Source organism: Halomonas sp. TD01 (assembly GCF_923868895.1).
In the GTDB taxonomy this organism is placed as follows: Bacteria; Pseudomonadota; Gammaproteobacteria; order Pseudomonadales; family Halomonadaceae; genus Vreelandella.
This window is the reverse complement of the sequence record NZ_OV350343.1, coordinates 4,132,547-4,142,565: the sequence shown is the minus strand read 5'-3', so window position 1 is coordinate 4,142,565 and position 10,019 is coordinate 4,132,547. Positions and strand designations below refer to the sequence as shown.

Sequence of the window (10,019 nt, the reverse complement as noted above, 5' to 3'; positions counted from 1 at the left end):
TCAGTAACTTGTACGGCTTTATTTGCTCTAATATCTATTATAAACTGTATATACATACAGTATTTTAATTAATCCCTTTGGAGTTAAAGCAATGCCTACATCGCAGACTAAAAACAAGCACCTTACCGTTCACCTTGATGAGCAGACGGTATCGATGCTGTCGCAGTTAAAGCGGCAAATTGATGCTGAGCGTCACCCATCAGCACCGCCCTATTCCATGGCTGAGCTGGCGCGCTTATCGATCCGCAAGTGGTGCGACAATCAAGCCGCCCCGGTGCCACACCCATGGCTAGGTAAAGAGAGCGGGGAATCGTAATCGTGGATATTCAGATTTATGATGTGATCGACGGTGTGACCGCTGCCACCGTCAAGCGGTTGTTAGCCAGCGGAAGCAACGAACCTATCACGCTGCACATCAATAGCCCCGGTGGCAACGTCACCGATGCCCTAGCAATCTTCAATAACCTACGTGGCTATGCTGGCAACGTGACGGCGTTTGTAGATGGCTTAGCGGCAAGTTCTGCGACCCTGGTAATGCTGGCAGCCGATGAAGTGGTGATGGCTGCACACAGTCTCATCATGGTGCATAACCCATGGACGGTAGCAATGGGCGATGCAAGCGAGATGCGCCGAAGCGCAGACACGCTGGATAAAGCAGCCGGCGAAATGATCACGCTCTACGCCGAGCGCACTGGCCAGGGTGCAGAAGCCATCACGGCAATCATGGAAGCTGAGACCTGGTACAACGCTGAGGAAGCGGTAGCCGCCGGGTTTGCCCAACGGGTTGAAGCCAGCGAGCAGGACAAACCCCGTATGTCAGCGGTGGCCATGGCTTACTTGGCCAACATCACCAAACGACCAGAGGCAGCAGCCCAGCGCCGTGAGTCGCAGATAGCCGCGCTATGGCAATACCTGCCAGACATCCCCGCCGTTGCCCAACTTAAAAACAGTCAGGACATTCACACTATGTCAGTCGAACAGATCCGCGCCGCCACCCTTAACGCCCTAGGCCAGGGCACCACACCCACAGCACCACCCCGCCAAGATGCTGGCGCTTTTGCTGATAACGGCAACGCCGTACAGGATGGCATGATTGAAGCGCTGTTAGATCGTGCAGGTGTTGCCAAGTCACAGGACAAGAGCAACCACTTCCGCACCATGAGCTTAGCTGAGATGGCGCGTGCTTCCCTAACCGAGAAGGGCGTCAGTGTCAGCGCCTATGGTTCTAAGATGCAGATGGTGGGCGCTGCCTTCACTCATACCTCAAGCGACTTTGGCCATGTGCTATTGAACGTGAGTGAGAAGGCAATGCTAAGAGGCTGGGAGTACAGCGGCGAAACCTTCCCGGTCTGGACTAAGAAGGGAACGCTAAGCAACTTCCACACCTCGCACCGTGCGGGCCTGGGTGGCTTCCCCTCCTTGCCCCAAGTGAAAGAAGGGGCAGAGTATCGCTATGTGTCAGCAGATGACCACGCGGCGCCCATTGCACTGGCTACCTATGGCGGGTTGTTCAGCATCACACGACAGGCAATCATCAATGATGATATGAGCGCCTTTCAAGCGATCCCCGCCAACATGGGCCGAGCCGCAAGCCGCACCATTGGCGATTTGGTTTACGCCATCTTGATGAGCAACAACGCCTTCACAGACGGCAAGGCGCTTTTCCATAATGACCATGGAAACATTGTCACCAGTGCGGCGGGGTTCATACCTGAGGCGCTAGGCGATGCCCGTAAGCAAATGCGCATGCAGAAGGATAGCCACGGCAACACGCTAAACATCGCGCCCGCTTTCGTGATCGTGCCCGCTGCCCTTGAGTCTATCGCTATGCAAGTGCTGCGTAGCACCTCCGTGCCCGGTGCTGAGACTAACAGCGGTATCATGAACCCTGTGAATAGCATGGGTGAACTGGTGGTTGAAAGCCGCTTGGATGCACACTCCCCGGATAACTGGTACGTGGCGGCTGAGCTGGGAAGCGACACTGTAGAGGTGGCTTACTTGGATGGCGTCGATACCCCTTACCTTGAGCAGCAAGAGGGGTGGAGCGTGGACGGTGTAAGCTACAAGTGCCGCATTGATGCAGGTGTTGCCCCGCTGGACTACCGTGGAATGGTGCGCGGCAGCAAGGCATAAGCTCTTAAAAGTAACGTCACAGCAGGCAGCCAACGCCGTGAATGGAGAGATTCTTTCACGGCTTTTTAGTGCCCAACGGTGGAGCAGACAGCCGCCAAAATAAAAAAGGTACTCCCCCACCCACCCCCCGCAGTACGGGGGCAAACAGTCGCGGAATTCGCCTATGTACGGCAAATTTCCAGGGGTTGGTTGTTGTTTTGTTATCACGCCATCAAGCCGCCGCTGGCACCATACCCGGTATAACGTGGCCAATGCCTCATAAATGCCCCATTCAATGCGCTACCACGCTGTTTTAACTAGCCTTTGGTCAGGCTGGCGCGAAGCCATACAGGTGCCCGACATCCACTAAGGTGGCCACTAAATCACCCCGGCCATAGGCACGCGATACAACAACCCACTACAACCAAACGGCGCATTCTGGCCATGCCTGGTGCGCTGCTGGCGTTATGGTGAATTTGTCACGCTATGATGAAGGCAATTAGTCTGCTGGCGCACTTCACTACCTGGGGGATGGGGCGAAGCCCCATGAAGCGAAGCGGTAACAGACCGGGCACCAAAGCCGCGGCGGTTTGTTGGCCAACCGTCACACGCTAAGCCCAAAGCACCACAGCCCCTTTATTGCCAAACAGGGGGGGTATTAATTGGTGCTAGCTGGGAGAAGGGGAGTTGAATTGCTTAGCAACGGGCTGGCGAGTGAGTTTTATAAGCGCTGTGTGTATGTGAAATAGGCGTTTAACGTTGCATCTGAGCGCAGCCAAGCACTATTATTTATGTTGGGTAGGATGTTGGTGCAATTTGAAATTGTCATTCAAGTTTTTGTTTTTAATATATGGGGCGCGGACTCCCCCTCCGCCACAGAATATAGAAAAAGCCCGCTGAGCAATCAGCGGGCTTTTTCGTGCCTGCCATTTAAGTTATCCACATGCAGTTTGCGCTACGTTAGTCCTGTTTTTGCCCATGCAAGGTGACAAGCGTAGGGTGCTTCGCTACTGTCATCTTAAGAATGGTGAGCAGTTTGGGCGGCTTTTTATCCGGAGTAGATATATGCGCTGAGATTATATATTTACGTGGCCTTTAGCTTTATATGTTGAGCCCTATCGTGCTGAAAAAAAATATGAATCAATAGGTCTTTTAATAAGGCCAATCACGGCGATAGGTAATAGCTTTTTCGTTTTGGCTTCATCTTTACTAAAAAGCTGTGCGTTTTGACAGTTTTAAACACTCAAAAAGGGAAGTCTCATGGATGCCGAACAGAAGGATACAACACAGTTTTTCTTAGATAGTTGGCTTGCAGAAGCAGTTCATCGGTGTAGCTCTTTTTTGCATAGCGCTAATAAGCCATTTTCATTTGATGATGATTTTCATCGGCGACGAATGTTTGAAGAACACTACGCTCTCACGGCTACTGTCATGGGTGTTCGCTTTGCAAAGCAGCTAGTCCATCACACTCCAAAAGAATTAAAGGAGAGCCTGGAATCATTTATTATCGCAACCCAAGATGCGGTTGATGTTCGTGACATGCGTGAACACTCAGATGAATATTTTTTAGGCAGGGGGCGTAAGAAAGAAGAGTTCTTCAAGGGTAGTGGGCAAGGCGTCCAATGTGATATGTCCTCGTCAATTCAGAACGAAAATGGCTACATGCTTGGCAATCTGATAGCCATGGAGACGGTTCGAGATGAGTGTCAAGCTCTGCTCCAGTACATCCGCGACAATGCTTAACAAATCATTCCAGTTTGCTCCGGTCCTGACGGGTCTCCTCTGGACAGCTTTTTCTCCGCTTCGCCACTTAAAAGACTATCGCTAAGTAATGGCGTTATACCACAGTTATCTAACGCACGTTCGTGTCAGTTACATGCTTTAGCAATCCACCCACAGCAGCCCCTCAATCACCTCGCACTCGGCGATGAGGTGGCCACGGTGAGGCTGGTGTCAGTTTCCTTTAAAAGGGAAATATGCCGCTGAAACCTATCCCTGCGACGGCGACGATCACAACAACGATAACGACAATGGTAGTGGTAGATGGCATTTTTCTCTTCCTTTGAGAAATGAGTGTCATTGAAGCGTAGCCGTCATTGGCGTGTTTCGCACATCCCGCGTTTTATGAAGGGCTCTCTTTGCTGAGTGCTTTCCCCAAACTGGCAAAATACGCGCTGAACAGCGCGTTGATGCGTTCCCGCTGTTCGCCTTGTGGGTACAGGCCGCGTTCTGCTTCGGGAGAGGTTTTGGTACCTTTCACCAGGAAGTGGTTTTTGATGCTGGCGTCTTGCACGAAGGCTTCAAAGGCTCGGGCGCATAGCTCTTCTGGCTTGCTGTAATAGAGCTGGCCGTGTGCTTTGTCCATGGCGGCGGAGTGGTTGAAAAGCGCGCTGGGCTGCTGGCCGTCGGGGTGAAGCAGAATGGCGTGGAAGCAGGCGAGAAGGCGCTGGTTGAGCGGGTGGTTAATCGGGGTCGCATCCGCTAGCCATGCCGCTGAGGCGAAGGTGCTAGCGGGCACGTTGTTAAAACACTTCTGGGCAATGTAGTGATCGAAGGCGTGAAACCATTCGTGGGCAATGCTGCCCGGTCCTGCGTTCTTGGCGAGCGAAAAGCTGCGCTGGCTGGGGTCGTAGTGGGCAGAAACGCCGGGCCTGCCGCCGCTGCCGTACTGCAGGGCTAACGAGCCACGCAGCGAAATCAGCGCTTCATTGCCGTGCAGGATCAGCATTAAATCGCACAGCGCATCGTGGAAAAGCTCTGCGGCGCGGTCGCGCTCGGCGGTGGTCACCCAACGACCTATTTCAATTGAGCGAAAATCGAACTGGCGACGAATCAGCGCAAAGCTGCTGGCACGTTCTGGGCGGTGCATTGGCCCTTGGCGATAAAACTCTCGCGCTTCAATGCTCACGGCGTGCTCTCTAAAATAAAAAGAAATTCACCGCGTTATCTTATCGAAGGTAACGAGTCAGCGCCAAAGGCTGTTCGGCAAGACTGGCTAAGGTGTCTACCCTTATACCTAGGCAGCGAATGATTGGCTGCACTGTGTTCCACATCAGGGAGGGAGTATGGCAACGGCACATGTTTATCGCATGAAAACGGATGCGCACCAGTGCCCCTTTGGCTTGAAAACTGTTTCATTGCTGCGGCGTAAGGGCTACGAGGTGCACGATCACCCATTAACGACCCGTGACGAAACCGATGCCTTTAAAGCAAAAGAGCAGGTTGATACTACGCCGCAAACGTACATTGATGATGAACGCATCGGTGGCTATGAAGAGGTACGCGAATATTTAGGCTTAAGCGTACCGAGTGCTCAAGAAACCTCATATCGGCCAGTGGTCGCTATTTTTGCCACGGCGCTGTTGATTGGTTTAGCGATTAGTTGGCTGGCCCATGGCACGTTATTCGCCGCGCGGCTTCCCGAATACGCAGTTGCCACTGCCATGGTGTTACTCGGGCTGCAGAAGCTTCAAGACGTGGAAAGCTTTAGTACCATGTTTCTTAACTACGATCTGCTGGCCAAGCGCTATGTGCCCTACGGGTATATTTACCCTTATGCGGAAACCCTTGCAGGGATCTTGATGCTGGCGGGTGCATTGATCTGGCTGGCAGCACCGCTGGCGCTGTTCATTGGTACGGTGGGGGCTGTGTCAGTCATTAAAGCGGTTTATGTCGATAAGCGAGAGCTAAAATGCGCCTGCGTTGGTGGTAATAGTAATGTGCCACTGGGCTTTATTTCGTTGACAGAGAACCTTGTTATGGTCGCCATGGGGCTATGGATGCCGCTGAAGAGTTTGCTGTAACGCAAATGAGTAGAAGAGGTTGTGCGCCTTGCAACCAAGAAAACACGCCCCAAAGTAAGGTAGTGAACGCATTAAGCTATCGCACTCTTTACGATTAGGAGTATTGAGATGAGCAAGCGTATTTTGGTTGTGCTGACATCACATGATCAGCTAGGGGATACCGGTGAAAAAACCGGCTTTTGGCTAGAAGAGCTAGCAGCGCCATACTATGTATTTAAAGACGCGGGTGCTGAAGTCACGCTTGCCTCACCAAAAGGTGGCCAGCCGCCGCTTGACCCGAAAAGCGACGCGGAAGATAGCCAAACCGATGAAACGCGGCGCTTTAAGCAAGATGATGAAGCGAACGCAGCGCTTGCGGCAACGCATCTCCTTAGTGATATGTACGCAGGTGACTTCGATGCAGTGTTCTATCCAGGTGGCCATGGCCCGCTGTGGGATTTAGTCAACGATCAAGACTCCGTCAAACTGATTGAAAACTTTATTGCCCAGGGCAAGCCAGTGGCGTCGGTGTGTCATGCGCCTATTGTATTGATTAATGCAAAAAGCAGCATTGGTGAACCGCTGGTAAAAGGTCGTGAAGTGACAGGCTTTACCAACGGCGAAGAAGATGCCGTGGGGCTGACGACTATTGTGCCGCATTTGGTGGAAAATGCGTTGCAGCAGTGTGGCGGCATTTACAGCAAGGCAGACGACTTTACGGTTTACGTGCGTGAAGATGGCCAGCTGATTACCGGCCAAAACCCGCCTTCCTCCGCGGCCACCGCTGAAGCGCTTATGGCGAGGCTGGCGCGTTAGGTAGCACATTATTTAGTTCAAGAAACCATCACGGCGGGCATATTGCCCGCCGTTTTTATGTGCATATATGAATGTACGTGAATGAATATGTGTTGCCTGGGAGGTGTGCGTTCAGGGGCTGTGTCTAGTGGAGTTGGGTAAAGCGCTCACGCAGGCGGTTGAGCGCCTGCTCATCCCAGTCAGGTGGTTCGGAAAGTGCTACCCAGGCATCAATATAGTGTTCAGCCGCAATTTCATGCCCAAACCCTGGTGGAGCGCTGCCGGTGGCCAAGTCGGCCAGTAGCTGCAGCATGGTCACCACGGGGTACCAGCGCAATTGCGGAGACACATCGGGGGCGCGTGGCTCACGCATCCACTCGGGTTCGCGCCAGAATGCGTCGGGTTCAAAAAACACAATGGGGTCGCTGGCGTACTGCAGGTAGGCAATACGGAAATCTCCCCATTCGCCTGTGGCTTCATCAAGCCCTTGGCTTTGGTTCATAAAGCGCACTACGTCGCCATTACGAAACGTCGGCAGCCAAGCGGGGCTGCCTGGGTCGCGGTTGGCGGTGACGCTACGCCAGGTGTCGCTGCGAAAGGGCGGGCCGCTCCACAGTGCGCCATGGAAGGGGTCATTGATGATGTCGTAAAAATCGAATGAGAGGTCTGAATTCAGCGCGCCCAGGCTCAGCCCGAATAGATACAGTTTTGGGCGTTCATCTTGGGGCATTGAAGACCAGTAATCGTAAATCGTGGTGAACAGTGCGCGGGCATTTTCAACGCCGTACTCTGCTTCAGATATAAGTGATAGATGGCTAGGAAGGTAAGAATATTGCGCTGCTACTGTCGCAATGTCGCCTCGGTGAAGATATTCCACGGGGTCTTGGGAGCTGGGATCTATCCAGCCGCGCCCGGTGGGGGTGGCTAGCACCAGCATAGAGCGTTCAAAACCACCTACGCGAATCAGTTCTTCAAGGGCAAGTTGGGCTCGGCCAGTAGGTGTGTCGGCGGCATTGAGGCCTACATAGACACGGATCGGGTCTAGGGATTGTTCGCCGACAAACTCACCAATTTCAGCACCGTTTGGGCCATTGGTCACAAAACGCCTACCTCGGCTACCCAGCGCTTCCCAGCTAATCAACGAGTCGGCGCTGCCTGGTATCATGGGGTCGTCAGGTGGGTCGAGGTCATCCTGGATTAACTCATCTACTTCTTGATAGGAGCGGTCAGCCACTTTCAATGCGTAGGTAAAGACCACGCCCTCAATGACCATCCAAAATAGTGCGACGGAAGCGATTGTGCCTAGCACATAGGCGGTGCGGCGGGGGAGTATGTGGGCTAATTTAAGAGAAAGCAGCTTGAAAGTGCGTTTGAACAGCAGGCCAAGTATGCGTAGAAACACAAAGACACCCAGTGCTATGAGTGCTATAGAGAACGGGCGAGTGCCTTTAGCGGGGGGCATGTCCATTAACTGGCGAATGCTGTCCTGCCACTCGGCAGCACGCCAAAGAAAAATAATCGAGATGCTTAAACAGACCAGTGCCGCTAGCCATTTCAGGTGGCGTTCCAATGTAGGGTTGGGTTCTGGCAAGTGCAGGTAGCGCCAAAGCGTGTGGCCTAGCACGCCCATTGCGTACCCCGCTGCAAAGCTCAGCCCGGAAACGATGCCTTGGGCCACCAGCGGTCGAGGAACAAGGCTGGGGGTTAATGAAAAGGCAAAAAATAGCGTTGCTAGCACTAGCCCCGCTCCTGAAAGGCGGTTAAGGCTTAAGACCTTCCCTAGTCGCTTGGCGCTATTTCCCATTGTTTGCTCTTGAGTTATGAAATGATGCACTAAAAACTAATATTATAAGGGCAGTGTCAACTGCCAGTGTCAAAAACGACCGATCCTAAAAACGATAACTTAACGATACTCCGGTGAGGGCTTGCCAATCGCTGCCTAGCTCATCAACGATTGGGCTGTCGGCCGCGCTGCCAGTAAGGTGGGTTGCGCCGACGAAGCCAGTGGCTGTCCATTCGGGTGTCAGGAAGTAACTGAGGCTGGCATTGACCCCCATTCGCCAGTAACCGCCGTCTGGGGTATAGGCTGCTACACCGCTGCGCGCGCTATCTTGAACCGACACACCAAATAGCGATTCGGTCCACTTCTCATTTGAATACGTAACGCTGGGCGTTAGCGTGAAGAGAGTGCGTTCGCTAACGGGCATACGCAGGGCGGCGTTGGCTGAAAATTTTGCGCCTTCAACGTCGCCGCTCACCGGCGTACTGCCTGCAACACTATAACGCCAGAACCCTTGCTGATAGCTAACCCGCAGACCTAGCGTTGCCCCGCCATCGACTTTTTCAAACTGGCTGATATCGCCCTTATTGTCTCGCCCAAAGGTGTAGCCAATGAATGGAGAGGCGGTCCAGTTACCGCTACGGACAGCGTGCCACTCAATACCGTTGCGTACGTTGATCGAGAGCTGATCGCCGTAAGCCAAGTTTAAGACAGGCCACGCTCGCGTGTCGTAGTCGTCACTGCCCAGATAGTCAGGTGAGTAGGTCACGCCTGCGCCTATGCTGCCTTCCCAGCTGTCTCCCCACGCTGGAGCGGTTAGCGCGATGCTAAAAGCAGCCGCTAACCAGGGGGTAAAACGCTTACAAGTAGAAGAGCTTGGGGTCGCGCGAGAAACGAGAGTCGTCACTGGGGTATCCTTTTAATTATTCAAACGTGCGTGATTGTATGTTTTTGGTGAAAGCAACTGCAAGCAAACTAAACACCTGTGTTACCCATGAATTGAAACTATTTTCTGTTTCATAGCTTAGGTTAGATAACTCAACGGCTATAGGGCGCACTGTGTGCACATAGCGCAGGGAAAGCGCTACAGGGAAGTGCAGGCAGGGAATGCTTGTGGTGCACAAGGACACATGGACAGGATGTTCGTGAAGGAAGATCAAGGAGGACCTGATAAAACCCCGGCCAGTGCGATGGCCGGGGTTTTTTTATGGGCAAACGGCACTGCTGACTAACAAGCGTGATGATAAAACAGTGCGCTTAGTTTGCTCATTGGCGTGGATACCGCCGTTTGGCAATTCAAGCAACGCAGCGTAGCGCTGTCTTTTCCGGTGCCTTCAAGGCGAAATCGTTTTAGGTACGACGTTGTCGAGGATTCTGCATTGCCGCAATGACGGCAAATAATATCCACGCCGTATACAGTCGGGCTGATCATGATATTTCTCACGCTGACCTCCTAACGTAAGGGGGGTTAATGGGTTCAGTCGTGGTAACGTCCGTGTAGAAAGGCATTCGTGACAATGCTTAAAAAGTATAAACAGCAAACGGCTAGT

9 protein-coding genes are annotated in these 10,019 nt (G+C 52.9%); 5 read left to right on the top strand and 4 right to left on the bottom strand.

What is annotated here, in order from left to right; genetic code table 11:
- The first annotated feature begins 91 nt into the window (after window positions 1-91).
- The 3 genes from L1X57_RS18760 (at window position 92) to L1X57_RS18750 (ending at window position 3,855) form a co-directional block, all read left to right on the top strand.
- Window positions 92-316, top strand: a complete 225-nt coding sequence (locus tag L1X57_RS18760) for a hypothetical protein (RefSeq protein WP_009722604.1) — start codon at window positions 92-94, stop codon at window positions 314-316.
- A 2-nt stretch (window positions 317-318) separates the two neighbouring features.
- Window positions 319-2,133, top strand: a complete 1,815-nt coding sequence (locus L1X57_RS18755) for a ClpP-like prohead protease/major capsid protein fusion protein (protein ID WP_009722605.1) — start codon at window positions 319-321, stop codon at window positions 2,131-2,133.
- 1,239 nt (window positions 2,134-3,372) lie between these two features.
- Entirely contained in the window at window positions 3,373-3,855 is a 483-nt protein-coding gene (locus tag L1X57_RS18750) for a hypothetical protein (RefSeq protein ID WP_009722606.1), read from the top strand.
- A gap of 379 nt (window positions 3,856-4,234) precedes the next feature.
- Here the strand turns inward: L1X57_RS18750 and L1X57_RS18745 are convergent, their stop codons facing one another.
- Window positions 4,235-5,020 (bottom strand): CLCA_X family protein, encoded by a 786-nt coding sequence (locus L1X57_RS18745; protein WP_009722607.1) that lies wholly within the window; start codon window positions 5,018-5,020, stop codon window positions 4,235-4,237.
- A 157-nt stretch (window positions 5,021-5,177) separates the two neighbouring features.
- Between L1X57_RS18745 and L1X57_RS18740 the strand changes: the two genes are divergently transcribed.
- On the top strand, window positions 5,178-5,915 hold the full coding sequence (locus L1X57_RS18740; RefSeq protein WP_009722608.1) for a MauE/DoxX family redox-associated membrane protein: 738 nt from the start codon (window positions 5,178-5,180) through the stop codon (window positions 5,913-5,915).
- A gap of 108 nt (window positions 5,916-6,023) precedes the next feature.
- Window positions 6,024-6,710 carry a type 1 glutamine amidotransferase domain-containing protein gene (locus L1X57_RS18735; protein ID WP_009722609.1) on the top strand — a complete coding sequence of 229 codons (687 nt, stop codon included), beginning with the start codon at window positions 6,024-6,026 and terminating at the stop codon, window positions 6,708-6,710.
- A 124-nt stretch (window positions 6,711-6,834) separates the two neighbouring features.
- Here the strand turns inward: L1X57_RS18735 and L1X57_RS18730 are convergent, their stop codons facing one another.
- From L1X57_RS18730 to L1X57_RS18720, 3 genes are all read right to left on the bottom strand, one after another.
- On the bottom strand, window positions 6,835-8,493 hold the full coding sequence (locus L1X57_RS18730; protein ID WP_039868702.1) for an alpha/beta hydrolase: 1,659 nt from the start codon (window positions 8,491-8,493) through the stop codon (window positions 6,835-6,837).
- An 85-nt stretch (window positions 8,494-8,578) separates the two neighbouring features.
- Entirely contained in the window at window positions 8,579-9,376 is a 798-nt protein-coding gene (locus L1X57_RS18725) for a MipA/OmpV family protein (RefSeq protein ID WP_009722611.1), read from the bottom strand.
- A 321-nt stretch (window positions 9,377-9,697) separates the two neighbouring features.
- Entirely contained in the window at window positions 9,698-9,901 is a 204-nt protein-coding gene (locus L1X57_RS18720) for a hypothetical protein (RefSeq protein ID WP_143759713.1), read from the bottom strand.
- Between the last annotated feature and the right edge of the window lie 118 nt (window positions 9,902-10,019).